Source organism: Pandoraea sputorum, assembly GCF_000814845.2.
Taxonomy (GTDB): Bacteria; Pseudomonadota; Gammaproteobacteria; order Burkholderiales; family Burkholderiaceae; genus Pandoraea; species Pandoraea sputorum.
This window is the reverse complement of record NZ_CP010431.2, coordinates 5,710,863-5,736,997: the sequence shown is the minus strand read 5'-3', so window position 1 is coordinate 5,736,997 and position 26,135 is coordinate 5,710,863. Positions and strand designations below refer to the sequence as shown.

The window sequence follows — 26,135 nt, the reverse complement described above, 5'->3', positions numbered from 1 at the left end:
ATCACGGCACGTGTAACCACATGTAGCTGCCCGCTTGCAGTACACGCTTCGATACAACGACAAAGCACCGACAACGCCATCTCCAGCACCATCGCCGCCCCCCGAAAGGTAATGCTTTGAAACACTTCTAACAGGCATCGTAATTGCTCCGCAGGGGCGTCGGGCCTAGACTCGGAGACGTCAGCTCCCGGGTTCTTTGAGGTCCGTGTCGTGAAACGTCTTCCTGTTGTCCTCGGCTTCATCGCTGTGGCCGCTGCTATGGCCAGCAGCAGCGCCTTCGCCTGGCATGGCCGCGTGGGCGTCTGGGTCGGTCCCGGCTATTACCCATACCCCTACGCCTATCCGTACGCTGCGCCGTCGCCGTATTACGCGCCGCCCCTCGTCGTCGTTCCCAGCCAGCCGCAGCAGTACGTCGAGCAACCGCAAGCCGGTGCGCAATACGATCAGCCCGGCGCGAACAGCGACACCTGGTACTACTGCGACAAGGCGGGTGCCTACTATCCCTACGTGAAAACGTGTCCGGCCGGATGGCGCGAAGTGCCCGCGCAACCGGCATCGAACTGATCGGGAGACACGTGATGTCATTCGACTCGCAACCTCGCCTGAAACGCCTTGCGGCCCCCGTCGCCGCTGTTATCGCAGCTGCAACGCTTGCGGGTTGCGTCGTGGTCCCTAACGGGCCGAGCATGATGGCGCTGCCCGGCACCGGGAAGTCGTTCGATCAGTTCCGGCAAGACGATTTCAACTGCCGCCAGTACGCATCTGGACAAAACGGTGGCGTGGATACGACCACCTCCGCCAACACCAGCGCCATCGGTAGCGCCGTGCTCGGCACCGCGCTGGGCGCGGCAGCGGGTGCAGCCATCGGCGGCGGGTCGGGCGCCGCCATCGGAGCCGGGGCCGGTCTGCTCGCGGGCGGCGCCGTCGGTGCGGGCAGCGCGCAGTCGTCTGCATATCTGACGCAAAGCCGTTATGATCAGGCCTACGTTCAGTGCATGTACGCCTCAGGCAATCGCGTTCCCGTGCGCGGCGACATGGTGTCGTTGCAACCGATTCAGCGCTATGCACCGCCGCCGCCTCCGCCCCCGGGATGGAAGCCGCCGCCCGGCAGCTACTGACCCCTATCGACAATAGCGAGAAGACAGCCGTCAGCCGACGTTAGCCCGCCCGGGCACAGACGTCGGCCGTCGCACGTGTTCTCGCACGAGACATCCGATGGCCCACGACCCGACGTCCCGCTTCGCCTCCCGCGCACCGAGCGCTTCTGTAATGCAAAAGTCGCTCCATAAAGCACTATGGCTGACGTTGCCCGCGGCCATCGCCGCCGCATTGTTCATCACCCCGCACGCGCACGCGCAAAACACGCCTGCGCCAGCCAATAGCGCGGCACCCGCTGGCGGTTCGTCCGTATTCAATCCGAGCGCCGATATCTCGCGCGCCGTCTCCCGCGACACCACCGACACCGCTATCCAGAACAACTGGAACAGCATCACGCGTCCGCCCGCCCCCAAGGCCGAGGAAAAGCCGCCTGAGACGCCACGCCGCAATCGCCGGGGCATCACGCCGGGTATTTCCACGAACTGATCGCTGACGAATCGGACACATCGAACGAACCGAACGGAAGGGTCACGTCTCGGGGTGCCAAAACCGACAAGGTATGCACCTGGCATTCGTCTGAGCGCCCGCCTACTATGAGAATCATCAGTCGGATCCATTCCCTGGTGTTCCCATGCGACTCTTCCTTGCGCTTTGGCCGGGGCCCGGCGTGCGTGCGCAGCTTCACGAGTGGGCCGTGTCGGCGCATTCGGAATGCGGCGGACGCGTGCTCCGCGCCCAGACCTTACATCTGACGCTCGCCTTCCTCGACGAAGTCGATCCCGCTCGTCTGCCCGTGTTGCTCGCGCTCATGCAGCGCACGCCGCTCGAACCGTTCACGCTGACGTTCGATCATCTGGGCTATTGGTCGGACAGGAAGATCGTGTGGGCGGGTGCGCCGGGCGTGCCTGACCAACTCGTTGCCACCCGCAACACGCTGCTGTCTCAATGGCGCGCCACCGGTGCGCGCGTCGTGACGCAGTCCTTCCGTCCCCACGTGTCGCTGCTGCGTCACGCGCGACGCGCGCCTTCGGATCTCCATCCACCTCCGCTGATCTGGCATTGCGACGGCTACGTCCTCGTGCATTCGGTACGCACACCGCGCGGGCCGCACTATCGCTTGCTGGCCGAGCACCATAGCGGAGAGTCCGGCGGACAGCGCGGCGGGCAACCCGACGTCTTTTTCGAGACGTCCGCCGAGAAATCGGCAATGCCCGCAACGCAATACGGTATAGTCGGATGACGATGTGCCGTCCGGTCGGCGCGTCGGTTTCTCGTCATTCGCAGGAGGCTCAAGTGCAAGTCGGATCGATCGTCAAATCCAATCACATCGCAGTGCCGCGTGGTGCCATTGGCATCGTGACCCGTGTGCTGGGTCATATGGCGATGGTTAAGTGGTATGCCGGCCAGCCCGGTGCATCGCGCGAGCTCAACACTGAACCGTTCGATATCGTCGACCTGATTGAAACAGGCGACGTCATGCCTGTCGGAGGAAGCCCGATCCTGCACTGAACATCGTGCTGCGCCGCGAGGCGCTTGGTAGGCACCACATGAAAAACGCCGCCCCGTCGAAAGACGGGTCGGCGTTTTTCATTGACTCAATGGATTCGGCGCGACGTCCGGAGGATGCGCCTCAGACATGCCCCGCGCGCTGACGCATGAGCGCATCGAGCCGCGCGGCCATGCGCTCACGCCGTCTGCGCGACGTGCGATACAGCAGCACCGCCATGCCCAGCAACACCACGCAGGCAATAGCGAACACGCCGTACGGCAGCGTATCACCCCCGAGCCGCAGGCTGACTTGCGCGCGCGTCTCGGCGGTGCAGATGATCGTCCCGGCGCGCATGCCCGTGTAGTGCATGCCGCACACAGCAACCGCCATCACCAGCGCCGCCAGGGCGCGTTGCAGACTCGTTTCCAGATGGAACGCCAGCCACAGCGCCACGCTCGCCGCCACAATGGCAATCAGCACGGACAACGCAATGATCGTGGTGTCCCATTCGAAATACGCCTGCGTGCGCACGGCGCTCATGCCGAGATAGTGCATGCCGGCTACGCCGAGTCCCGCGCCAACGCCCGCAATCGTGCATTGGAGGATGTTGCGGTACGGCGCACGAGCCACGAACCAGAGCGCCGCCCCGGAGACGACGACGGCAAGCACCAGACTGCCAACGGTCGGCCAGAGGGAATAGGAGACGGGGAACGGCATGCGCTGCGCCGCCATCCCGATGAAATGCATGCCCCAGATGCCGATGCCGCCGAGCGCCAGCGCAGATACCGAGAGATAGCCAAGGCTGATGCGTCCGTCTTCGTCACGAATGCGCGACGCCGCGACCAGCGCGACATAGGCTCCCAGCGCCGATATCACGAAGGAAAGCAGGACAAGGAATTCGCTGTAATAAAGAGGGACGACGCTACCTGGCTGCATGGGCTTATCCTGTGATTTTGCTGTCGCCGGGACGCCGATAGGCGGTGGACGAGCGTTTCTTATTTGAGCCTGCACGACATCGATAAAGCGACGGCAGCGCCCTGAGGACTACGATGTTGCATCGCTAACGTCGGGCGCTACCGGCGATTCAATCCCGCCGCCCGAACGCCGTCAAGGGGGAAAAACGTCTGACATTCGGCTGCCGCCGGTGAATCGCCGCGCCAGCCCTGAACGCCCCGATCCGGACCGGTCGCAAACCCTTGCAGGGCGCGTGATTCACGCAAGATGAGCCAAATTGCGAGAGAGTTACGAGCGCAAACTGACAATTTAGAGACCCACTTCCAAACCTGCGTCGCACAGCGTGCGGGATGTGCGGCACCATCCGGGGAAGACTTTGGCTGCGATGCCTCGGACGCCGGACGCTACCGGGACCGACATCGTCCGGCCTTCAATACAGGGAGACGTTTTACATGGCAGACGCCGCCACGGCATCCTCCGCCGCCCCGCCGCAAGGCGCGCCGCTCACCGGCGCACGACTGGCGATCCTCACCGTGGGACTAGCATTGGGCACGTTCATGGAGGTGCTCGACACGTCCATCGCCAACGTTGCCGTGCCGACCATCGCCGGGAGCGTGGGGGTGTCGAACAGTCAGGGCACATGGGTGATCAGTTCGTACGCGGTCGCCGCCGCGATCGCCGTGCCGCTCACCGGATGGCTCGCGCGGCGCGTGGGCGAAGCGAGGCTCTTCGTCATGTCCGTGGCGGCCTTCACTCTCGCATCGATGCTGTGTGGCCTCGCGCCGAACATGGAGTCATTGGTCTTCTTCCGTCTGCTGCAAGGGCTTGTCTCCGGCCCGATGGTGCCGCTCTCGCAAACGATTCTGCTGCGCAGCTTTCCAGAGAAAAAACGCGGCCTTGCGTTAGGCCTGTGGGCCATGACCGTCATCGTCGCGCCGATCTTCGGTCCGGTCGTCGGCGGCTGGATCACCGACAACTACACCTGGCCGTGGATCTTCTACATCAACGTGCCGGTCGGTATCTTCTCCGCCGTGTCGTGTTTGATCCTGCTGCGCGGGCATGAAACGAAGACGCAGAAATTGCCCATCGATCTGATCGGTCTCGCGCTGCTGGCCATCGGCGTCGGCTCGTTGCAAATGATGCTCGACCTCGGCAAGGATCGCGACTGGTTCAACAACAGCCTGATCGTCACACTCGCGCTCACCGCCGCGATCTGTCTGTCGTTCCTGATCCTGTGGGAGCTGACGTCCGACAAACCGATCGTGGATCTCACCCTGTTCAAGGATCGAAACTTCGCGCTGGGCGTCGTGGTGATTTCGTTCGGTTTCATGACGTTTTTTGCGTCGGTCGTGATCTTCCCACTGTGGTTGCAAACGGTGATGGACTACACCGCGGGCAAAGCAGGACTTGCGACAGCGCCGGTGGGCCTGCTGGCGCTCGTTCTGTCGCCCATCATCGGGCAGAACATGAACCGGCTGAATCTGCGCGCCGTGGCCTCGTTCGCGTTCTTCGTGTTCGCTGGGGTATCGTTCTGGAACTCGCATTTCGCGCTGAATCTGTCGTTCGCAAAGGTCATCGAGCCGCGCCTCGTGCAGGGCATCGGCATCGCGTGCTTCTTCGTGCCGGTCACGACAATCACGCTTTCCAGCATCTCGGATGAGCGTCTGGCGGCGGCATCCGGCTTGTCGAACTTCTTCCGGACGCTCTCGGGCGCCATCGGCACGGCTGTCAGTACGACGATGTGGGAGGATCGCGCGATCTACCATCACGCGCGGCTCGTCGAGCACGTCACGCCATACTCGGACGCCACGACGAGCTACCTCGACCAGCTCCGTCAGGGACTCGGGCTCACGAACGGCGCGGACCTCGGGGTGCTGAACGACCTCGTCACGCGGCAATCCTTCATGCTGGCGACGAACGACATCTTCCATCTCTCGGGATACGTCTTTCTCGCGATGGCGGCGCTGGTTTGGCTGACCAAACCGAAGAAAGGGGCATCGGCGGCGATGGGACACTGACACCCGGTTGCCCCTATCGCGCCGGACACTATCGGTGCGATAGGGGCACGTGTTCCCCGTACATCACGGCCATCGTTCCAGATCCGCAACAATACTTTTCGACTTCACGGCTTCTGAGCGTCACGGTACGGCGTTAACATGCGGTATCGCGCCCGATTGGGCGTATTTGCGTTTTGTTTCCCCCCGCAACGTTTCTCTGCCAACAGGTACCCGGCATGTTGTTCGATCTCATTGCCCGCTTCGGGCTCTGGCTTGTCTTTCTGAATATCTTCGGACAGGCGCTGGGGCTGCCGTTGCCCGCCTATCCCACGCTCATCGTGACGGCCTCGACGTCGCTGTTCCCGCCGCTCTCGATCGTCGCGCTGGCGGTCTTTGCTGCACTGCTGGGCGATGCGCTCTGGTTCCTCGCAGGGCGCCGCTACGGCCACCACATCCTGCGCCTCATGTGTCGTCTGTCGATCTCGCCGGACACGTGCGTGAGCCGCACCGAAGGGGCCATCGGACGTCACGGTGTGCGAGTGCTGATGTTCGCCCGCTTTGTGCCGGGCCTCTCGGCGTTGTCGGTGCCGATGGCGGGCGCGCTCGGTGTCTCGTGGCGCAAGTTTCTGATGTACGACGCCATCGGCGCCGTGCTCTGGTCGGGGCTGGCCGTGGCGCTCGGCGTCGGCTTTGCCTCGCACATCGTCGCGGTGCTCGACGCCTTCGATACCCTCGGCCGCGGGGTGCTCTGGCTGGTGGTGCTGATCTTCGCGCTGTACCTGCTCAACCGCTGGCTGAACCGTTACCGGCTGCTGCGCTCGCTGCGCATGGCCCGCATCGGCGTGCAGACGCTCGAATCGTGGATGAAGGACGACATCACGCCGGTCGTGATCGATGTGCGCTCAGCCGCGCGCCGCGCCGTGGACCCATTCACGATTCCGGGCGCACTGGCCATCGAACCGGACGAGATCGTAGCCAAGCTGAAAGACATCCCGCGCGATCGCCGGATCGTAGTGTTCTGCGCTTGTCCCAACGAGGTGACGGCGGCGAAGCTGGCGCAAGAACTGCGTCGACAGGGCTTTTCGGAGGTGCGCCCGCTGCTCGGCGGACTCGATGCATGGCGTGACGCTGGCTACACCGTCGAGAAAATCGACGGCATGGATATGCTCGTGCCTGCGCACTGATACCCGCCAGCGGCGCATTCAATTGCGCACAACTGAATGACGCGCGCTTTTCCGCAAGGAGGCGCGCGTTTTGTTTTGACTACGCGTCGTTGAGTGCGTCGCGCAATTGCAAGAGCAGGTTACGGAGTGTCTTTTGCGCGGTATCCGATTGTCCCGATGCCGCTTGCACCTGCGCAGGCACCTGACGTGCCTCGCGACGCAGATTCACGCCGCGCGGCGTGAGATCGATGAACACCTGACGCTCATCGAATTCGCCTCGACGACGCGTCAAAAGTCCCATGATTTCCAGTCTTTTCAGCAAAGGTGTCAGCGTCCCGGAGTCAAGTCCCAGACGCGCGCCCAACTGATTGACGGCGATGTCATCCTGCTCCCAGAGCACCACCATCGCGAGATATTGCGAGTACGTCAGACCGAGTCTGTCGAGCATCGGTTTGTGTGCTTTGGTCATTGCCAGCGATGCGGAGTACAACGCGAAGCCCAATTGATCTTCCAGACGCACGGGCGTTTTTTGTGCGGCTTTTTTGCTCACTGCCATTCGGGTATTACGCTTCGGTTCCAATTCAATTGCGCGCCATTCTATTTCACCGCGTGGAATGTGACCAGCACGAAGAACAGTCTGGAGATAAGCGCGACAGCGCGGTCTTGCTCCCGGTCGCCAGAACCGGGAAAGCACTGGGACCGGGGGCATCGCGCCATCCGTCTGCCCGGCGTCTAGCCGTGGAACAACTTTGGAAAACGTCCAGAAATTGCTCTCCGAATCGCGTTCGGGCCTCGAAAATTACCTTTATCTGAAAACGATTCGGAAATGCCTGATCGGCGCAGCCGCTGACTGAGTTCATCGAACCGAAAACGCTGAGAAGGGGTAAATCGACGGTCGTAGCGGCGCGCTGCGGATTCCCCAGATTCTGGGCAACCGAGGCATGGAAAAATGCCTTATCTGAGCAATCCTCAGTTTTTTATTTCCCCGGTAAAACGCACGTCGGAAAATCGACGTCCACGGAATCCATCGACGTCAAATCCATGCCGACGGCGGGGGATGGCAAATCACTCGCGCCTAAATCGTGTCGAACAAAACGAAGCGTCGGAATTCGATTCGAAAAAATCCGCTTCGGATTCAGTCCATCCGGATTGCGCCCGGTTCACCCCAGGTAGCCTCGCTGTACCGCTCCTTCGACAAACTTCCGTCCGAAAACTACGTTACCTGAGCAATCCTCAGTTTCTGCGGCAAAAATCACCCGCCGGGCCGTGCGCTTTCAAAAAAAGGCGTCGATCGATACCATGAGGCCCAACTACGACAACATCGGTCTTCTATCCGTGTCAGCAGTGTCCGCCTGGGCCAAATCGCCCGTCGTTGTGTGGGTGCGGCGTCAGTTCGCACCGAACACCCTGCAAATTACGCTGCTGCTCGCTGGCATCGTCGGGCTGCTGGGGGCGTTGGCGACCGTGGCGTTTCGTGAAGCGCTCTCCGGCCTGCAATTTCTCCTCGCCGGTCATCACAGCGGCATGGTCGAGCTGGCGCTGAACTTCAACTGGTGGCAGCGCCTGCTGCTGCCCACCGCTGGCGGCCTGATCGCCGGGCTCATTCTCCAATACGCCTCGCTCTGGGTGCCCAAGAAGGGCTCCGACGACTACATGGAGGCCATCGCCATCGGCACGGGTGTCCTGAGTCTGCGCCAGACACTCGTCAAAAGCCTGTCGTCGCTGTGTTCGGTGGCGTCGGGTGCATCGATTGGCCGGGAAGGGCCGATGGTGCAGCTCGCCGCAATGTTCGCGTCGCTCGTCGGTCGCATTCTCGCGTTCCCGCCAGAGCGGCTTCGCCTGCTGGTTGCGTGCGGGGCGACAGCCGGTATCACGTCCGCTTACAACGCCCCCATCGCGGGCGCATTGTTCATCTCGGAAATCGTCTACGGCTCGATCTCGACGGCCACGCTCGGGCCGCTGGTCGTGGCGTCGGTCATCGCCAACATCGTGATCCGCCAGTTCCTCGGTTACGACGCGGTCTATCAAATGCCGCGCTTCGACTTCGTCTCCGGCTGGGAAGTCTTTTTCTACGTCGGTCTCGGCGTGCTGGCCGGGGTGCTTGCGCCGCTGTTCCTGCGCTTGCTCGACACCGCGAAGCAGCGCTTCAGCGCCTTGCCCGTCCCGCTGTTCCTGCGTCTCGCGACGGGCGGCCTGATCGTGGGCGTGCTGTCGTTGCAGGTGCCGCAGGTCTGGGGGAACGGCTACAGCGTCGTGAACTCGATCCTGCACACGCACTGGGCGTGGCAAGCGCTCGCGATGGTGCTGGTGTTCAAGGTGCTGGCGACGGCTTCGTCCGCCGGTTCGGGCGCGGTCGGCGGGGTCTTCACGCCCACGCTCTTCGTGGGTGCCGCGCTCGGCAGCCTCTACGGGCTGGCGATGAACGCCCTGGCGCCGTCAACCGCATCTGTCGCGAGCAGCTACGCCGTGGTCGGCATGGGGGCATTTCTGGCGGCCACGACGTACGCGCCGCTCATGTCGATTCTGATGATCTTCGAGATGACGCTGAGCTATCAGGTCGTTTTGCCGCTCATGCTCGCGTGCGTCACGGCCTATCTGACGGCGCACACGCTGCGCGCCGACTCTGTGTATGCCAAGTCGCTGCGGCGCAATCTGGTCGCGGGCCGCTGGCTCTCGATGACGGGCGAGGGCAGCGAAATGCGGTTGTCGTCGCTGGCAGTGGATAACGACGCCGTGGTGAGCGCCGCCGACAGCTCGGACGCCATCGGCGAGCGCTTCGTCGAGACCGGCTACCGCAACCTCGTGGTACGTGCGGAAGACGGTCACCTGATCGGCACGCTCGACGCCGCAAGCTGGTGGCGTCGACAGGCCACCGGCAAACCGGAACTCTGGACGGAAACCGTCACGCCGTGCAAGGCGCTCGACGGCGACATGGCGCTGGTCAGTGCGCTTCGTTCGGTCGGCAAGATGCACGCCGACTGGGTGCCGGTGACGGGCGTCGAAGGGAAGTGGCTGGGCGTGGTCTCGCTGCCCGGGTTGATTGAAATCGTGACCGAAGAGCGGGGCGAGGAATGAGCCACCGCCCGGGCACTGGCCCACTCGTTCCCGCACAGGCGTCGACGACCGAAGACGGCACGCCGTACTCGGAAGCGTTTGGGGACGTCTATCACAGCGCGCACGACGCGTTGGGTCAGGCGCGCCACGCGTTTCTGGAAGGCAACGGCCTGCCCGGGCGCTGGCGCGGCCGCGATCAGTTCGTCGTCCTCGAGACGGGCTTCGGTCTGGGCCTTAACTTTCTGGCGACGTGGGCCGAGTGGCGCGAAGACCCCCAACGCCCCGCGCGGCTGCACTTCGTCTCGATCGAGAAGTTTCCGTTCCGGCCGGTGGATCTACGCCGCATGCTCGAACCCATGCTCGTGCAGCCGGGTATGGCCGAACTCGCGCCGTTGGTGCAGAGGCTGTGCGAGGTGTGGCCCGCCCCCGTGGCGGGTTGGCACCGATTGGAACTGGCCCCGGGGGTCGTGCTGAGCGTTGGCTTTGGCGACGTCGCCGATCTGCTACCGACGGTGCGCGTCGGGGCCGATGCGTTTTATCTCGACGGGTTCTCCCCGGCGAAGAACCCCGATATCTGGACACTTGAGGTCTTCAAGGCGCTCGGGCGTCTCGCGCGCGATGGCGCAACACTGGCGGCGTACACCGCTGAGGCGCAGGTCAGACGCGACCTCGTGGCCACCGGGTTTCAGGTCGTGCCGCGTGGCGGTGACAGTGACGGCAACGGCGACGAACCGAAGCGCTCGATGCTCGCCGGGCCGTACGCGCCGCCCTACCGCATGCGGCGCTACGATCCGCCGCCCGCACCTGCGCCGCGCGCAAGGGAAGCCTTCGTCGTCGGCGCTGGCATGGCGGGTGCCGCGATGGCGCGACGGCTCGTCGCGCGCGGATGGCGAGTGCGGCTCTTTGAGCGGGCACAGGCCCCGGGCACCGCCGCCTCGGGCAACCCGGCCGGCGTCTTCCATCCGCAATTGTCGGCCGACGACAACGTGCTCTCGCGACTCACGCGCGCCGGATTTCTCTACGCGCTCTCCCAATGGCGCACGCTGCCCGGCGGACTGCCCGGACACGCCGATGGTTTGCTTCAGGTCGCCACGTCCGCCACGGAGGCGCAAGCCTTACAGCAACTCATGGATGCGCACGCGTATCCGGAGTCGTATGCGAAGTGGGTAGACGTCGAGCAGGCATCGGCGCTCGCCGGGGAGACGCTCGCGTACGGCGGCGTCTGGTATCCGGAGGGCGGATGGTTGGCCCCCTCGATGCTCTGCCGCGCCGAGCTGGTCGCGGCAGGGCCGTCGATGGATGCGCGTTACGGTGTGAGCGTCGAACGGCTTGAGCGTCGCGATGATGGCCGCTGGACGGCGCTTGACGACGCGGGTCGTGTGCTGGCCGAAGCGGATGTCGTCATCGTGACGGCGGCCGACGTCTCCCAAAAGCTGCTCTCGCCTTTTCTCGCGCCCGATTTCCTCCCGGTACGGCGGGTGCGCGGGCAACTGACCTTCCTTCCGCCCGATGTCTTGCCCGGCCTGCGCGTGCCGGTCTGTGGAGACGGCTATGTCGCGCCGTCCCCCCTGGGCGGTGCAGGCCCCATCACGGGTGCAACCTACGGTTTCGACGATCCGGCCGAGGAAGTGCGTCTGGCCGACCATCAGGCGAACCTGCGACGCCTCGCTGCGCTGCTTCCCGCCCATGCCGAGTTGTTCGGGGACGCGGGCCTCGCCAGTGAAAGCGCCGCCGCCGAGCTGGGCGGGCGCACGGCGTTTCGTGCGATGGTCCCCGACCGTCTTCCGATGGCGGGGCAGTTGCCCGACCTGCGCGCCATCGAGCCGATGCGGCGCCGTCTGACTGGCGGGCATCTGCGGGATCTGCCACGTCTCGACGGCCTGTACGCGAGCTTCGCTTTCGGGTCGCGAGGGCTGGTGTTCGCGTCGTTGTGCGCGGAGCTGGTCGCCAGCCAGATCGAGGGCGAGCCGTGGCCCATCGGCGGCGATCTGGCAGACGCCATCGATCCGGCGCGCTATCTGATGCACGCCCTGCGCAAAGCGTGACGGGAGTAACGACGGCGGGCGACGGGACGCCCGAATCGTCAGGCAAAACCCGGCGCTAACCGTTATTCGCGCCCTTCGACGCTCACGAATCCGCGCTCTCATGGGCCGGTTCTCTGAAAGAACGAAGCGCTCAATAAATCGGATCTGACCCTATAGGGGTTCAACGTCCGCCCCATGCGGGGGCGGCGCGCCATCGGCGCTTGCCCCCGTACTTCCCTGCCTCAGCGCCGATCTCAGGCGCCCGAAGTTCGGTCTGTCTCCCTGAAGGCCCGGCAGAAATCCGGCCGTCGACGATGAAGTGCCCGGACACGCCCGTGCGGCGGGGCAGTGGCCGTCAAGACGACCGTTTGAAAGCCTCAGAAACCGTCTGTGGCAAAATGACCCCAACCCTTCGGGTCCGTCGCGCATTTGTCCTTTCATCTGCAACCCCGCGCGCGACTTTCTTTCCTTTTCACCACTTGATGCGCCGTCAAGCGGCGCAAAGCGAGCATTAATGACGTCGGAACTGTCCCTTTTTCCGGGCTGGCCGCCGGCGCCCGATCCCGTTTTCTTCGCAGGGCTGGCATTGGTATTTGCCGGTCTCGCGGGGGAAATCTGTTTCCGGAGATTGCGCCTGCCGCGCATCACCGGTTACGCCGTGGTCGGGCTGGTCGGTGGCACCCTGGGTCTTTCCTCAATGCTGGACGCGCAGACCAGCGCGGCCATCCGCCTGCTGATCGACCTGGCGCTGGGCCTGCTGCTGTTCGAACTGGGTAGCCGCCTGAACCTGAAATGGATGCGAGCCAATCCGTGGATCATCGTCACCAGTGCGCTCGAAGCTTTGCTGACCTTCATCGCGGTCTACGTGGTGTTGCGCGTGTTCAGCGTTTCACCACTCACGGCGGTACTGATCGCGTCCATCAGCATGGCCACCTCGCCAGCGGTGGTTATCCAGCTCAAGAACGAGTTGCGAGCCGAGGGGCAGGTCACGGAGCGTCTGCTGGCGCTTGCCGCCCTGAACAGCGTCTACGCAGTCGTGGCGGTCAAGCTCGTCTACGGCTGGATGCACCAGGCCTACCACTCCAGCTTCTGGGTGGTGCTATTCCATCCGCTGTATCTGCTGATCGGGTCGATCGTGCTGGCGTTCGTGCTGGCCAAGGCTTGCAATCTGGTCTTTCGCAAGTTCGGCAGCCAGGACCACCACGCTTTCGTGATGCTGATCGGCCTGATCATGCTGATGGTGGCGCTGGTGCACATGCTCAAGCTGCCGAACTCGCTCACGCTGCTGCTCGCCGGGATCATTTTCCGAAATCTGGATGAACGTCCGCAGCTCTGGCCGGCGTACTTCGGCACGGCCGGCTGGTTGCTTGCCGTGGTGCTGTTCGTCCTCACGTCGCTGGCGTTCCAGTGGGAATACGTCGTGCTGGGCGGGGTGGCGGCGCTGGCGATCATCGTCGTGCGCGGTATCGCCAAGGTCGTGGGCACCGTGGCGGCCGCCCATCAGGCCGGTATCAGTTACAAGCAGGCCGTCGCGCTCGGGATGTCGTTGTGCCCGATGGCCAGTCTCGCGTTCGTACTCGTCGCCGACACGTACGACATCTACCCGCAGTTCGATCCGATGCTCAAGGCCGTGGTGATGTGCACCATCGCGTTGCTGCAACTGGCTGGCCCGCTGGTGGTCTATTGGGCATTGGCCCTTGTCGGTGAACGGAAGGATTAAGCCATGTCATTAGAAGAATTCATTCCCTCGAAGCCTTGCACCTTCGGGGTGGAGCTGGAGATGCAGATCGTCAATCGTCACGATTACGATCTGACCAAGGCTGCGTCCGATGTGATGCGGCTCGTCGCCAAGGAGACGCATCCGGGCGAGATCAAGCCTGAGATGACGGAAAGCATGATCGAGTTGTCGACGGACATCTGCCATCACCACAGCGATGCCGTCACCCAGTTGCGTCGTGTGCGCGACGTGCTGGTGGCTGCCAGCGAGCAGCTCAACGTCGGTCTGTGCGGTGGCGGCACGCATGCCTTCCAGCGCTGGAGCGAGCGCACGATCTACGATTCGCCGCGCTTTCACTTCCTTTCCGAACTTTACGGTTATCTGGCCAAGCAGTTCACGGTGTTCGGTCAGCATGTCCACATTGGTTGCCCGGATCCGGACAGCGCGTTGTACCTCCTGCACGCAATGTCGCGTTACATCCCCCATTTCATCGCGCTGTCGGCCTCGTCGCCCTATGTGCAGGGGGTGGACACCGGTTTCCATTCGGCCCGTCTGAACTCGGTTTTCGCGTTCCCACTGTCGGGCCGTGCGCCGTTTGTCCTGAAGTGGTCCGACTTTGAGACCTACTTCGACAAGATGGTGAAGACGGGCGTGGTCGAGAGCATGAAGGACTTCTACTGGGACATTCGTCCTAAACCGGGTTTTGGGACGATCGAGGTCCGGGTGATGGATACCCCCTTGTCGGTGGATCGGGCGGCTGCTATTGCCTGTTATATCCAGTCCCTGGCCCATTATTTGCTCAATGAACGTCCGTTCGACCTGAGCGAGGACGATTACCTGGTCTACACGTTCAATCGCTTCGAGGCTTGCCGTTTCGGTCTGGAAGGTGCTTACGTGGATCCGCAGACGGGTGAACGCTCGATGCTGGGCGACCACATCGCGAAGACCCTGGAACTCATCAAACCGCATGCGGCGGTCCTGGAAGCCGAAGCGGCCTGCGAGGATATCCGTCAGCTCGTGTCGTCAGGAAAGAACGACGCTGTCTGGCTGCGCGAGATCCATGCGGACGCCAAATCGCTCAACGAGATGGTTCGTCAGCAGTGTCTTCGCTGGGCCGCGTGAACTGAAACACTTGTTGCAAGCTCTGTCGGTTGTCTGACGACTGGTTTGACGAAACCCCGCCTTGGCGGGGTTTTTCTTGCCCGACGGTTTTGCGCCAGGGACTCAGCGACAGCTTCATGCCTTGGTCAAAGGCAAATCTCCGTGCCATGACGCTCCGCAGGATAGAAATCCGTCGAATCACGTATCGCAGGCGCTGCGCGCTGCACGTTTTCCACTGTTCGGGCCAACAGGCTTTTTTGCCGTTTTCGCTCGGCTCACAGCAAGGTTTTAAGGTTTTAATAGGTTTACTGTATGTATACATAGTAGTAGTTAACAAAGGCAGCCAACTTCTGTGGATAACCACAGTAAACGTTGAGTAAACAGGAAGTTGCCGGAATGAGAACTGGATGGACAAACAGCGGGTATCCAGAGAACAACTCTGAACAGTTTTCGACCCCTGTGGAAAGATTCGCGACTTATCCCGAACCCATGCACAACTAGTCCGATAACTTATCCATAAAGTTATCCACAGGCGCTTAAATATTGTGCAAAGTACCCCCGAAAACACGGTTTTGTGGATAATTTTGACGTTCTCGCATTGACCGGGCGGTTCGCGGCTACAATCTCGCCACGCCGAATCCCGGACCTGCCGTACGTGGTGTAAGAAGTGAATGATGTTGGTTTTGCTGGCCGTAACGAGCGACAGCCTCCTTTTGGCCAAATTTCTCAATTCGCGTGTTCCGCAGCGCTCGCTTGCCGACACGCCGATCAGTTCTTTCCCCTTTTTTTCGCGCAGCACGACCCTCGGCCACTGACGACCGACGGTTGTGTTTCAAATCATTTGCGTTCTGTCCTAAACGCAGGGGAGTCTGTGCGCGCGCGCAATGACCCGGGCAAGCCAGCGTCGTCTCGAATATCTAGTGATTTTGGAGGGGGACGTAACAGGGACGTTGCGCATGCGCCGCGGGTCGTTACGGTCTACGAGCCACGTCCGGCGAGGCTTTGCGAGCGAGGTGAGAATTGGTCTGGGGTACGACGTGCTTCGACACGCCGCCGCGCGTTACATCAATTCAGCGAGCGATGTAATTCGCATGGGATGCGAAACGTTTTTTTCGATACGACACTTCGCTACAGAAGTGCGCAGGACACCAATATTTTGTAAACATCGCGAGTAGGATTTGGGAGATCAGTACAAGAACTGATACGCCAAAATTAAACTCAGAACACACAATGGAATCGTGGTGGGGCGGCGGGTTCAACAGCGACTCGCCGTCGAGTATCGACACGGAAGTGGCTTAGGGTTTCCCCCGGGCGGGGCGCCAAAATATACGAAGCAATAGGCAGAGACGTGTGATGCACCGCCCGTGAGTTCATTTGACAAGCTGTTTTATCGACGTATAGTTTTTAGAAATCCTAACGAAAATCATGGCTACCCCGACCCCACTTGATGAACCGCTTTCCAAGCGCGTCACGGCAAGCTTGCTGCGCATGGGAACTGCGTTACGGAGCCACGCCTGGGAAGGCGCGGCACTGTCTGGATTGACGCCGACGCAGGGTGAGATTCTCACGCTCCTGCTCATGCGCGGCGTGCCGATGCGACTGGGCGAAATTGCGGAGGATGCCGCGCTCACATCGGCCACGGTCAGCGAGGCCGTGAGTACGCTTGAGAGCAAAGGTCTGGTCGAGAAGCGTCGCGATGCCAACGACGGTCGCGCGCTGGCTTTGCGCCTGACGGCCAAGGGCCGCACGTCCGCCAAACGGGCTTCGCAATGGGCGAGCTTCGTGACGACGGCTGCCGACGTGCTGAGCGAGAAGGACCGGGCACAGCTGTACCGCATGCTCGTCAAGCTCATGTCCACGATGGAGAGCCGCGGGGACATGCCGCAGCAACGCATGTGCCTGACATGCGAGCACTTCGAAGCCGCGCCGCGCGGCAAGGGCATGTACCACTGCAACTATTTCAATACGACGTACGACGATTCGCGTCTTGCGATCGACTGCAATGCGCACCAGGAAGCCGACCTGGCGACGCGCAACAAGGTCTGGAAGCTTTACAGCAAGAGCTGAACGCCGGCCGGTATTCGCTGCGCTCGGGTGAGATGCCGGAGCAGGGCGAATCAAGGGGGAGAACGTCATCCGCGACCGGGTGACGTTTTTTTTCGTCGGACGTTGTCACGCACATGACCGTCGCGTGCCTGTACACTGCGCTTTTTTGCATCCACGAAACCTCATCGCATAGAGATGGCAGCCAAGCGCAGAATCGAAGTCAGGAAGTCGGGCGTCCACGGTAAGGGAGTGTATGCGGTCAAGCGTCTCAAGAAAGGGGATCGCGTGATCGAGTACAAGGGCGAGATCATTTCGTGGCGCGAGGCGTTGCGTCGCCATCCGCACGATCCGGATCATCCGACCCATACGTTCTACTTCAGCCTGGAAGACGGTCGCTGCATCGACGGCAAGGTCGATGGGAACAATGCTCGCTGGATCAACCACGCGTGCTCGCCGAACTGCGAAGCGCGCGAGGAAGGCGAGCACGTCTATATTTATGCGATGCGCGATATCGAAGCGGGCGAAGAGCTCTTCTACGATTACGGTCTTGTGATCGACGCCCGCTATACCAAGAAACTCAAACGCGAATACGCTTGCCACTGTGGCAGCAAGGCCTGTCGCGGCACGCTGCTCGCGCCGAAGCGCTGAGCGCGTGAAGAAGGGGGAAGGTTAGCGCGACGCGCGGTCGCCTGCGAACTGGTCGATGGCCAGCGCCAGGTCGACGTCGCGTTGCGTCAGACCATCGGCGTCGTGCGTCGAGAGGGTGATGTCCACACGGTTGTAGACGTTGAACCACTCCGGGTGATGGTCCATCTTTTCCGCCTTGAGCGCGACTTGCGTCATGAAGCCGAAGGCTTCGTTGAAGTCGTGAAACGTGAAGCTGCGCTGGATGGCGTCGCGTCCGACCACCTGGTGCCACTCGGGCAGCACTTCGGCCAGGCTGGCGCGTGCCTCGGATGAGAGTCGTGTTGTCATGGCATTCCTTTCAAAACGTTTCTTGCAACCATGAACGGCCGGTTCGCCGGTTCATTCGGCCTATTGTTTCACAGGCGGGCGACGCACGTGTGTAAGCGCTGTCTGATAGCGCTTGAGTCTGGTCGTGCTTGAAGGGGGCTTTGGACGAAAGCGCCCGGGTCGCCCCGGGTCGTGCCATCATGCCGGCATCAGAATCTGCGTGTCTTCCGGGCGGCGCGCGTTGGCTTCGAACGACGGCTGTTCGGCGAACGCCTTGAACAGCGTCGGGAGGTCGGCGCGCATAGCGTCGAACAGCTGGGCGAAGTCGTCGATGACGAAGTACGTCTGTTGAAACGTATCGATGCGGTATTGCGTGCGCAGTACGCGTTCGAGCGAAAAGCCGATGCGATTTGGCTCACGCGAGGTCAGCGAGAACTCCGTTTCACCACGGCTCGACACGATGCCCGCGCCGTAGATGCGCAGTCCGTCGCCGTCACGCATCAAACCGAATTCAACCGTGTACCAGTACAGACGTGCCAGTAGCGGCAGCGCGCCGAGCGATTGTGCAACCGTGCCCGCTTTCCCATAGGCCTGCATGAAGTCGGCGAACACTGGATTGGCAAGCAGCGGCACGTGACCGAACACGTCGTGAAAGCAATCAGGTTCCTGAAGGTAGTCGAGCTGGTCCGGACGGCGCATCCACCAGGTCGCCGGGAAACGGCGATTGGCTAGGTGGTCGAAGAAGACTTCGTCCGGCACTAGTCCGGGCACCGCCACGACCTGCCAGCCGGTAGCTGCCATCAGTTTTTCGTTCAGACGTTCGAACTCCGGCACGCGTCGTGCGTCCATGTCGAGAGCACGAATGCCTTCCATGAAGGCGTCACAGACACGGCCGGGCAGCATCGCAGTTTGACGTTCGTACAACTGCTGCCACACCGCGTGATCGACCGCGCCGTATTGCTCGACGGGTTGATCGATGGTGAAGTCGGAGCGGGTCGTGAGACCTGCGTCGAATTGCTCCTGGAGCATGGCAGTAAGGGACATGATGCGAACGACTCAATTAAGCGGTGACAATGATTGAAAGTGTATTGCGCATGGCATGCGAAATGGGCGCATAATGCGCCTGTGGTGAAAGTCGTTTGCATAAATTTCGCATAAAAATGTGATTTATTGCGGAGAATCGTCATGCTTGATCTGGATAGCTTCGATTTGGCCCTTTTGGACGCCTTGCAGAAGGAAGGCCGGGCCACCCATCACCAGTTGGCGGAGCACGTGGCGTTGTCGGCGTCGCAGATCGGTCGACGCCTGCAACGGCTCGAAGCCGCAGGTGTGATCGAGGGGTATCGCGTGGTGTTGCGCCCCGAGGCGTTAGGCCTGGCGGTGACGGCGTTCACGACCCTGCGCCTGCAACATCACGGCGATCAGGTCATCGAACGGTTTCAGGCAGAGATCGATTTGCTGCCCGAAGTGCTCGAGTGCCACGCCGTGGTGGGCGAGGCCGATTACCTGCTGAGGATCGTGGTGCCGGATCTGAATGCCTTGTCGGCGTTCGTGATGAAGCGGCTGATGCAGGTGCCGGGCGTAGAGAATGTGCGCTCGAACATCGTGCTAAGCGCTTTCAAGCGCAGCAACGCGTTGCCGTTGAGCTATCTGTCGAACAACCGACCGGCGTCACGCTGATCGCTGCCGATGTCGGCACGATGGTGGCGCTGCGTGGCACCGGACGCCGCGTTGCCCCGGGACGGGGTTCAATCCTCAGGCATTAGCCACGGCTTCACGTAGCGTCCGTAGATCAATGACTGGATAAGCGCGACGGTGGAGCCGATCAACACTTCGATCACGCGCAGCATGGCGAGGCTGAGCTCTTCGTGCAGCCCTTGCCCCTGTCCGCTGAGCGCCGCCGACATCAGAATCACGACCGTGGCCGGTCCCAGTCGCCAGTTCGCCGGATAGTTCTGCACCAGCATCGCAGCGAGCGTCGCAATCGTAATACCCACCAGCATCGCCGCCAGACCCGGCCCCATCATCAGCAGCACGATACATGCCACGACCGCCCCGGTGATCGTGTTGATCGAGCGCGCCTTGAAGTTGCTGCGGGCCTGCAACGGATCGGGCTCGGTCACGATGATGAGCGAGATCATCGCCCAGTACGGTTCGGGAAAGCCTGCGGCGCGCAGGCCGAACCAGACGATCAGCGACCCGCTAAGAATCTTGACGAGATAGACCAGCGCGTTCTTCTTTGGGTGCAGAAAGGCAACAGACATGGGCGGCGCGGGTGACGAATGCGGGAAGCGCCAGTGTGACATAGGCCGTCTTCTTGTTTGCCCATTCGCAAGAGTTTCGAAGCGAATTCCGAGCGACCGTCCGGACGATTCCGACCCGGTCAGGGATCCGATCCCAAATATCGTTTTCCGTCCAGGTTCTGTTGGGAAACGGTTCGATATGCCAAAGACTGCGGGTTAGAATCGCCTCACCAGAACCCGGGAGGAGTCCGGCATGCATAGCCGAACGCAACGCGTCTGGCCGACCGCGCCGTTGGCGTGGGCGGCGCTGAGTCTTGGAATGATCATGGCGTCGCCGGCACAGGCCGCTCGCGTCGTAAGCGTCAGCCCGCAGGGCGAGGTCGCCAGTGTGAACCAGGTCGTCGTCAAGTTCGACGAAGCGATGGTGCCCGCAGGAGATCCCCGGGCGACGGCGCCCGCTGCCGTGCGGTGTACGGATACGTCGCTGACCGGCGACGGCCACTGGCTCGAACCCAAGATCTGGGTCTTCGACTTCAAGAGCGATTTGCCGCCGGGCGCGAAGTGTTCCGTCGAGATGCGCAGCGGCCTGTCCGCCGTCTCAGGCACCGCGCTCTCCGGCACCACGAAGTACGCATTCAATACGGGCGGTCCGGCCGTCTCGTCCATCCGTCCGTCGTACGGTCCTATCGACGAAAACCAGATTTTCATTCTCACGCTCAATGGGGCGGCAACGCCTGCCAGCGTGCGTCAGAACGCCTGGTGTGAAACCGAAGGCGTGGGCGAGCGCATCGGCGTGAAGTGGATCGAGGGTGACACGCGTGCGGCGTTGCTCAAGCGTTTCAATCTCGACAAGCAGTCGGCGCGTGTCGTCATGCTGCAATGCAATCGCACGCTTGCCGCTGGCGCGAAGATGCATCTGGTCTGGGGGGCGGGGATTGCCACGCCGTCCGGGGTGCCGACCAAACAGGCGCGGCGTTTCGAATACGACGTGCGTGAGCCGTTCACGGCGAGCTTTAGTTGCGAGCGTGAGAATGCCAACGCGCCGTGCACACCGTTGCGTCCCCTGCGTCTGACGTTTAATTCACCCGTAGCGCGAGACATGGCCGCGAAGATTCGCGTGCAGGGGGCAGGGGCCGATCGGTCGCCGAAGGCCAGCGATTCGGATCGTTCGTCGAGCGTGACGGACGTCACCTTCGATGCGCCGTTCCCGGAGAAGGCCGAACTGACGATCACTCTGCCGAAGGGCTTCACGGACGACAGCGGTCGCGCGCTCGACAACGCCAGCGAATTTCCGTTGAAGACGAAGACGGCAACGATGCCGCCGCTGGCGAAGTTTGCTGCGGCACCTTTCGGCATCGTCGAGCGGTTCGCGGAGCCCGGCATGCCGCCCATGTTGCCGGTGACGTTGCGCAAGGTCGAGCCTGCGCTGCAAATCAACGGTCTGGGCGTTGCGGGCGAAGCGGCGAAAGTAGGTGATGCGGGTGGTGCGGGGCGGACGTTGCAACTGCGCGTGGACGATGACGCCGAAGTGCTGAACTGGATGTCGCGCGTGCGTCGCTTCGACGAAACGATAATGACGCGCAAGCAGATCGGGCTGGACATGCCGTCGATCCTGACGGCGCCGGCGGCGAAGGAGTCGTTTGGACCCAACTCGGCGACCATCGTCGAAGGGAAAGTCACGTATTACGACACGCGTAGTCTGTCCCTGCTCTCGGGGCTGCAAGGCGTTCAGGCTCTGACCTTGCCCGTGCCGAAGGAGAAGGATCCCCGGCCGTTCGAAGTGGTCGGTATTCCGTTTCAAAAGCCCGGTTTCTACGTCGTGGAACTGGCGTCCCCCTCGCTCGGGGCGGCGCTGTTGGGCAAGTCGTTGCCGATGTACGTGCGTACCACGGTGCTGGTGACCAATCTGGGCGTGCACTTCAAGATGGGCCGCGAGAATGCTGTCGCATGGGTGACAACGCTCGACAAGGGGCAGCCGGTCGCCAATGCCAAGGTACGCGTGCTCGACTGTGACGGCAGCGAAGTCGCGACGGCCGTCACCGACAAGACGGGCGTCGCGAAGATCGACAAGGCGCTCGAACGTTACAAGTACTGCCAGAAGACGAGCCGCTCGGGATACTTCGTAGTGGCCCGCACGCAGGGCAACGATCCCGATATGGCGTTTGTGTCGTCCGATTGGGATCGCGGCATCGAACCGTGGCGCTTTCACGTGCCGACCGACGGCGGCAACAGCCCGACCGTGCGCGCGCAGACGGTGTTCGATCGCATGCTGTTCCGTGTGGGCGAGACGGTGTCGATGAAGCACTTCATCCGTCAGGAGACGATGCAGGGGCTGGCATTACCGGCGAGCCTGCCGTCGCAGATGACGATTACGCACGAGGGCTCCGGACAGACGTACACGCAGCCCCTCACATGGCGTAACGGACGGCTGGCCGAGAACAGCTTCCAGATTCCGCAGGGCGCGAAGCTGGGCGAATACGCGGTGACGCTGGACTACACGGACAACGATTCGCGGCCGAAGACCTATCCGCAGTCGCTCGACGCCGGACACTTCCGCGTGGAAGCCTTCCGCCTGCCGGTGCTGGCCGGATCGATTGGCGTACGCGATGCAGCGAAGTCGCCGCTGATCAACAAGACCGAAGCGCCGGTAAATGTGCAGGTGAACTACGTCGCGGGTGGTCCGGCGGGTAACCTGCCGGTGCGCGTGTCGGCATTGATGCGCGTGCGCGATCTTACGTTCGACGGATACGACGACTACAGCTTCACGCCCTATCGTCCGCCATCTGCCCAATCGGGCGGCGATGATGACGATCAGGGCAACGACGAAAGTTCGGGATCGAGCGACCAGAAGCTGGTGGCTGACAAGCAACGACTCGTGCTCGACCGCAACGGGGCGGGCACGCTGACGCTCAAGGATCTGCCGAAGGTCGACCGTCCGAGCGATCTCGTGCTCGAAGCGAGCTTTGCCGATCCGAACGGCGAGATTCAGACGCTTCGCGGTAACGCCACCTTGTGGCCGGCCAATCTGATCACCGGCGTGCGCAGCGAAAGCTGGGTGTCGGTGACCAACAAGCTGCCGGTCAAGGCGCTGGCGCTGGATTTGCAGGGCAAGCCGAAGTCCGGCGTAGCGATGGAGGTGCGCGCGGAGGCGCGTATCACCACGAGCAGCCGTAAGCGGATGGTGGGCGGCTTCTATGCCTACGACAACCGCACCGAGGTCAAGGATCTCGGCAAGGTGTGCAGCGGCAAGACGGATGAGCGTGGCGAGTTGTCGTGCGACGTATCGCTCTCCCAGCCGGGCGAGATCACGCTGGTCGCGCAGGCGAAGGACGACAAGGGCAACCTGAGCACGTCGACGACCGGTGTGTGGGTCACGGGCCGGGGCGAAGTCTGGTTCGGCGGTGATAACACCGACCGGATGGACGTGCTGCCGGAGCGTCGCGCTTATGAGCCGGGCGAGACGGCCAAGTTACAGGTGCGCATGCCGTTCCGTTCGGCAACGGCGCTGGTGGCCATCGAACGCGAAGGCGTGATGGAAACGCGAACGGTGGAGATCTCGGGCAAGGATCCGAACATCTCGCTAAAGGTCGATCCGACATGGGGACCGAACGTCTATGTCTCGGTGCTCGCGGTGCGTGGCCGCATTCACGAAGTGCCCTGGTACTCCTTCTTCCAGTGGGGATGGAAACAGCCCCTGGAGTGGTTCCGTGCGTTCTGGTACGAGGGGCGTGAATATCAGGCCCCGACCGGTCTGGTCGATCTGGGCAAGCCCGCATACCGGTTCGGTCTGACCGAACTGCGTGTAGGGACGGCGGGCCAGCGCCTTGCCGTGGAAGTGAAGCCTGATGCGGCGACGTATCCCGTGCGCGGCCACGCAAAGGTTCGCATCAAGGTCACGCAGCCGGACGGGAAGCCGGTCGCAGCAGGGTCGGAGGTCGCGGTCGCCGCAGTGGACGAAGCGCTGCTCGAACTCGCACCCAACACAAGCTGGAATCTGCTCGATGCCATGTGGCAGCGTCGCAGCTACACCGTGACGACGGCGACGGCGCAAATGGAGATCATTGGCCGTCGTCACTACGGGCGCAAGGCGGTGCCTGCCGGTGGCGGCGGGGGCAAGAGTCCAACGCGCGAACTCTTCGACACGCTTTTGCTGTGGCAGCCGCGCGTGGTGCTCGACGACAAGGGCGAGGCGACGGTCGACGTGCCGCTCAACGACTCGCTGTCGAGTTTCCGGATTGTGGCAGTGGCGGATGATGGCAAGCCCGGCACGCAGGCGCTTGGCTGGTTCGGTACTGGCTCCGCGACGATCCGTTCGACGCAGGACCTGCAATTGATCTCGGGATTGCCGCCGCTGGTTCGCGAAGGCGACAACTACCGTGCGCAGTTCACCGTGCGCAATACGACGCAGCACGCCATGCAGGTGCAACTGACCGCGCGGGCGACACAACTCACGCTCGCACCGCAACGCATCGACGTGCCAGCCGGGGAGTCGCGCGAGGTGATGTGGGAAGTCACCGCGCCAACGGGGCTGGCTGACACGCGTGCGCAGCGAGTGCTGTGGGAGGTCAGTGCGCAGGCACCGGCAGCGGGCGGTGCGCCGGCCGCGAGCGACGCCATCAAGGTCGGGCAGGACATCCAGCCGTCCCTGCCAGCGACGGTGCAGCAGTCGGTGCTCACGCAGGTCGAAGGCAGTCTCACGTTGCCGATGGCGCCGCCCGCAGGGGCGGTGGCGGACAGCACGGGCAAGCTGCGGGGGAGCGTGCGCGTCAACTTGCAGCCGCGTCTGTCGCAGGGGTTACCGGGGGTGAAGCGCTGGTTCGAGCTGTATCCGTATGCGTGTCTGGAACAGCAGGCGTCCAAGGCACTCGGCTTGCGCGACGTTGCGCAGTGGAAGCGCGTGATGGGCACATTGCCGTCGTATCTCGACGAAGATGGCCTCGCGAGCTACTTCCCACCGCAGGAGGGCTTCGCCAATCAGGGCAGCGATACGCTGACGGCCTATCTGCTCGCGATGAGCAATGAGGCGAAAGCGTTGGATCCCGCTTACGGTCTGCCGGACGACGCGCTCGCGCGCATGGAGGACGGACTGACGGCGTTCGTGGAAGGCCGTCTCACGCGACGCTTCTGGGCACCGCGCGACGACCTGACGCTGCGCAAGCTCAGTGCGATTGAAGCGCTCTCGCGCTACGGTCGCGCCAACGCCCGCATGCTCGGTGCGTTGACGATTGCCCCGAACGACTGGCCGACGTCGGCCGTGATCGACTGGTACGCGATCCTGCAACGTCTGCCCGATGCGCCGCAACGGGCCGAACGCATGGCGCAGGCCGAGCAGATTCTGCGGGCGCGCCTGTCGTATCAGGGCACGCGGGTGGGCTTCTCGACGCAGGGTACCGACGGCCTTTGGTGGCTCATGGTCGGTCCGGAGACCAACGCGGCGCGGCTGGCGTTGCTGATGAACGCGAACCCGGCATGGAAGGACGACATGCCGCGTCTCGTGATCGGTTTGCTGGGCCTTCAGTCGCGTGGCGCATGGTCGACAACGACCGCCAACGTGTGGGGCGGACTGGCGGTGGACCGCTTCTCCGCACGCTTCGAGCGTGATACGCCGACGGGGCAGACCACGGTCCAGTGGCAGCGCGACAACCAGACGAGCGGCGGGGTGCAGAGCGTCGACTGGGACAAGCTCAAGGCAGGCGCCGTGCCGCCGACCGTGTCGCTGCCGTGGCTGAGCAACGCGGCGGCCGGGACCGACAACGCGCGCGATGTGTTGCGGCTTGAGCAGACCGGTGCGGGCAAACCGTGGGCGACGATTCAGAGTGTCGCGGCGGTGCCGCTCAAAGCACCGTTTGCGGCGGGTTATCGCGTCACCCGCAGCGTTCAGGTGCAGGATGCGGCGGACAAGTCCGGCGAAAGCTTCGTGCGGGGGGCCGTGCTGCGCGTACGACTCGATATCGATGCGCAGGCCGACATGCGCTGGGTCGTGGTGAGCGATCCGCTGCCGGGCGGGGCGACGGTACTGGGTGGCGGGCTTGGACGCGACTCGGTCATTGCGACGCAAGGCGAGAAGAGCGAAGGCGCGATGCCCGCGTTCGAAGAGCGCGCGCAGGACGCCTATCGCGCGTACTACGACTATCTGCCTAAGGGGCAGCATCGCATCGAGTACACCGTGCGTCTGAACAACGTCGGCAAGTTCGCCACACCGCCCACGCGCGTCGAAGCGATGTACGAGCCGGCGATGTATGGCGAGACGCCGAACGCGCCGGTGCAAGTTGTGCCGACCAAGCAATAACGCATT

The 26,135-nt window shown here is 62.8% G+C and carries 20 protein-coding genes; 15 read left to right on the top strand and 5 right to left on the bottom strand.

Features of this window, described 5'->3' with window-relative positions; all coding sequences use genetic code 11:
• The first annotated feature begins 210 nt into the window (after nucleotides 1-210).
• The 5 genes from NA29_RS25385 (at nucleotide 211) to NA29_RS25365 (ending at nucleotide 2,607) form a co-directional block, all read left to right on the top strand.
• Nucleotides 211-564, top strand: a complete 354-nt coding sequence (locus tag NA29_RS25385) for a hypothetical protein (protein WP_039394249.1) — start codon at nucleotides 211-213, stop codon at nucleotides 562-564.
• A gap of 14 nt (nucleotides 565-578) precedes the next feature.
• Nucleotides 579-1,118: a glycine zipper family protein gene (locus tag NA29_RS25380; protein ID WP_052252400.1), complete on the top strand. Its 540-nt coding sequence runs from the start codon at nucleotides 579-581 to the stop codon at nucleotides 1,116-1,118.
• A 151-nt stretch (nucleotides 1,119-1,269) separates the two neighbouring features.
• Entirely contained in the window at nucleotides 1,270-1,584 is a 315-nt protein-coding gene (locus NA29_RS25375; protein ID WP_039394247.1) for a hypothetical protein, read from the top strand.
• A gap of 145 nt (nucleotides 1,585-1,729) precedes the next feature.
• Nucleotides 1,730-2,338: an RNA 2',3'-cyclic phosphodiesterase gene (gene thpR / locus NA29_RS25370; RefSeq protein WP_052252399.1), complete on the top strand. Its 609-nt coding sequence runs from the start codon at nucleotides 1,730-1,732 to the stop codon at nucleotides 2,336-2,338.
• A 53-nt stretch (nucleotides 2,339-2,391) separates the two neighbouring features.
• Entirely contained in the window at nucleotides 2,392-2,607 is a 216-nt protein-coding gene (locus NA29_RS25365) for a hypothetical protein (RefSeq protein WP_039401808.1), read from the top strand.
• 121 nt (nucleotides 2,608-2,728) lie between these two features.
• Here the strand turns inward: NA29_RS25365 and NA29_RS25360 are convergent, their stop codons facing one another.
• Nucleotides 2,729-3,523 carry an MHYT domain-containing protein gene (locus NA29_RS25360; protein ID WP_039394243.1) on the bottom strand — a complete coding sequence of 265 codons (795 nt, stop codon included), beginning with the start codon at nucleotides 3,521-3,523 and terminating at the stop codon, nucleotides 2,729-2,731.
• Nucleotides 3,524-3,993: 470 nt separating this feature from the next.
• On the opposite strand from NA29_RS25360, the gene NA29_RS25355 reads away from it, so the two are divergent.
• Together NA29_RS25355 and NA29_RS25350 are read left to right on the top strand one after the other, a co-directional pair.
• On the top strand, nucleotides 3,994-5,559 hold the full coding sequence (locus NA29_RS25355; protein WP_039394239.1) for a DHA2 family efflux MFS transporter permease subunit: 1,566 nt from the start codon (nucleotides 3,994-3,996) through the stop codon (nucleotides 5,557-5,559).
• 215 nt (nucleotides 5,560-5,774) lie between these two features.
• A complete protein-coding gene (locus tag NA29_RS25350) occupies nucleotides 5,775-6,722 on the top strand; it encodes a DedA family protein/thiosulfate sulfurtransferase GlpE (RefSeq protein ID WP_039394237.1) in 948 nt (315 codons plus the stop codon).
• Nucleotides 6,723-6,801: 79 nt separating this feature from the next.
• On the opposite strand, the gene NA29_RS25345 is transcribed toward NA29_RS25350, so the two are convergent.
• Nucleotides 6,802-7,257, bottom strand: a complete 456-nt coding sequence (locus NA29_RS25345) for a MarR family winged helix-turn-helix transcriptional regulator (protein ID WP_039394234.1) — start codon at nucleotides 7,255-7,257, stop codon at nucleotides 6,802-6,804.
• Between the two features lie 743 nt (nucleotides 7,258-8,000).
• Between NA29_RS25345 and NA29_RS25340 the strand changes: the two genes are divergently transcribed.
• From NA29_RS25340 to NA29_RS25315, 6 genes are all read left to right on the top strand, one after another.
• Nucleotides 8,001-9,776, top strand: coding sequence for a ClcB-like voltage-gated chloride channel protein (locus tag NA29_RS25340; RefSeq protein WP_306592147.1), 1,776 nt, complete (start codon nucleotides 8,001-8,003; stop codon nucleotides 9,774-9,776).
• The gene (gene mnmC, locus NA29_RS25335) at nucleotides 9,773-11,800 is read left to right on the top strand and encodes a bifunctional tRNA (5-methylaminomethyl-2-thiouridine)(34)-methyltransferase MnmC2/FAD-dependent 5-carboxymethylaminomethyl-2-thiouridine(34) oxidoreductase MnmC1 (protein WP_039394231.1); all 2,028 of its coding nucleotides are present in this window, start codon (nucleotides 9,773-9,775) and stop codon (nucleotides 11,798-11,800) included. The genes NA29_RS25340 and mnmC overlap by 4 nt, the downstream gene beginning before the upstream one ends.
• 493 nt (nucleotides 11,801-12,293) lie before the next feature.
• Nucleotides 12,294-13,499, top strand: a complete 1,206-nt coding sequence (locus NA29_RS25330; protein ID WP_039394226.1) for a cation:proton antiporter — start codon at nucleotides 12,294-12,296, stop codon at nucleotides 13,497-13,499.
• A gap of 3 nt (nucleotides 13,500-13,502) precedes the next feature.
• On the top strand, nucleotides 13,503-14,618 hold the full coding sequence (locus tag NA29_RS25325) for a YbdK family carboxylate-amine ligase (RefSeq protein ID WP_039394223.1): 1,116 nt from the start codon (nucleotides 13,503-13,505) through the stop codon (nucleotides 14,616-14,618).
• Nucleotides 14,619-16,022: 1,404 nt separating this feature from the next.
• Entirely contained in the window at nucleotides 16,023-16,664 is a 642-nt protein-coding gene (locus NA29_RS25320; RefSeq protein WP_039394218.1) for a MarR family winged helix-turn-helix transcriptional regulator, read from the top strand.
• A gap of 174 nt (nucleotides 16,665-16,838) precedes the next feature.
• Nucleotides 16,839-17,291, top strand: a complete 453-nt coding sequence (locus NA29_RS25315; RefSeq protein ID WP_039394215.1) for an SET domain-containing protein — start codon at nucleotides 16,839-16,841, stop codon at nucleotides 17,289-17,291.
• Nucleotides 17,292-17,312: 21 nt separating this feature from the next.
• On the opposite strand, the gene NA29_RS25310 is transcribed toward NA29_RS25315, so the two are convergent.
• Complete coding sequence (locus NA29_RS25310) at nucleotides 17,313-17,618, bottom strand: 4a-hydroxytetrahydrobiopterin dehydratase (RefSeq protein WP_039394212.1); 306 nt, start codon at nucleotides 17,616-17,618, stop codon at nucleotides 17,313-17,315.
• Between the two features lie 177 nt (nucleotides 17,619-17,795).
• Entirely contained in the window at nucleotides 17,796-18,641 is an 846-nt protein-coding gene (phhA, locus tag NA29_RS25305; protein ID WP_052252398.1) for a phenylalanine 4-monooxygenase, read from the bottom strand.
• Nucleotides 18,642-18,782: 141 nt separating this feature from the next.
• Between phhA and NA29_RS25300 the strand changes: the two genes are divergently transcribed.
• A complete protein-coding gene (locus tag NA29_RS25300) occupies nucleotides 18,783-19,277 on the top strand; it encodes an Lrp/AsnC family transcriptional regulator (protein WP_039394205.1) in 495 nt (164 codons plus the stop codon).
• Nucleotides 19,278-19,345: 68 nt separating this feature from the next.
• Here the strand turns inward: NA29_RS25300 and NA29_RS25295 are convergent, their stop codons facing one another.
• Nucleotides 19,346-19,861, bottom strand: coding sequence for an FUSC family protein (locus tag NA29_RS25295; protein WP_039394202.1), 516 nt, complete (start codon nucleotides 19,859-19,861; stop codon nucleotides 19,346-19,348).
• Between the two features lie 232 nt (nucleotides 19,862-20,093).
• On the opposite strand from NA29_RS25295, the gene NA29_RS25290 reads away from it, so the two are divergent.
• A complete protein-coding gene (locus tag NA29_RS25290; protein ID WP_039394198.1) occupies nucleotides 20,094-26,129 on the top strand; it encodes an Ig-like domain-containing alpha-2-macroglobulin family protein in 6,036 nt (2,011 codons plus the stop codon).
• Nucleotides 26,130-26,135 lie beyond the last annotated feature (6 nt).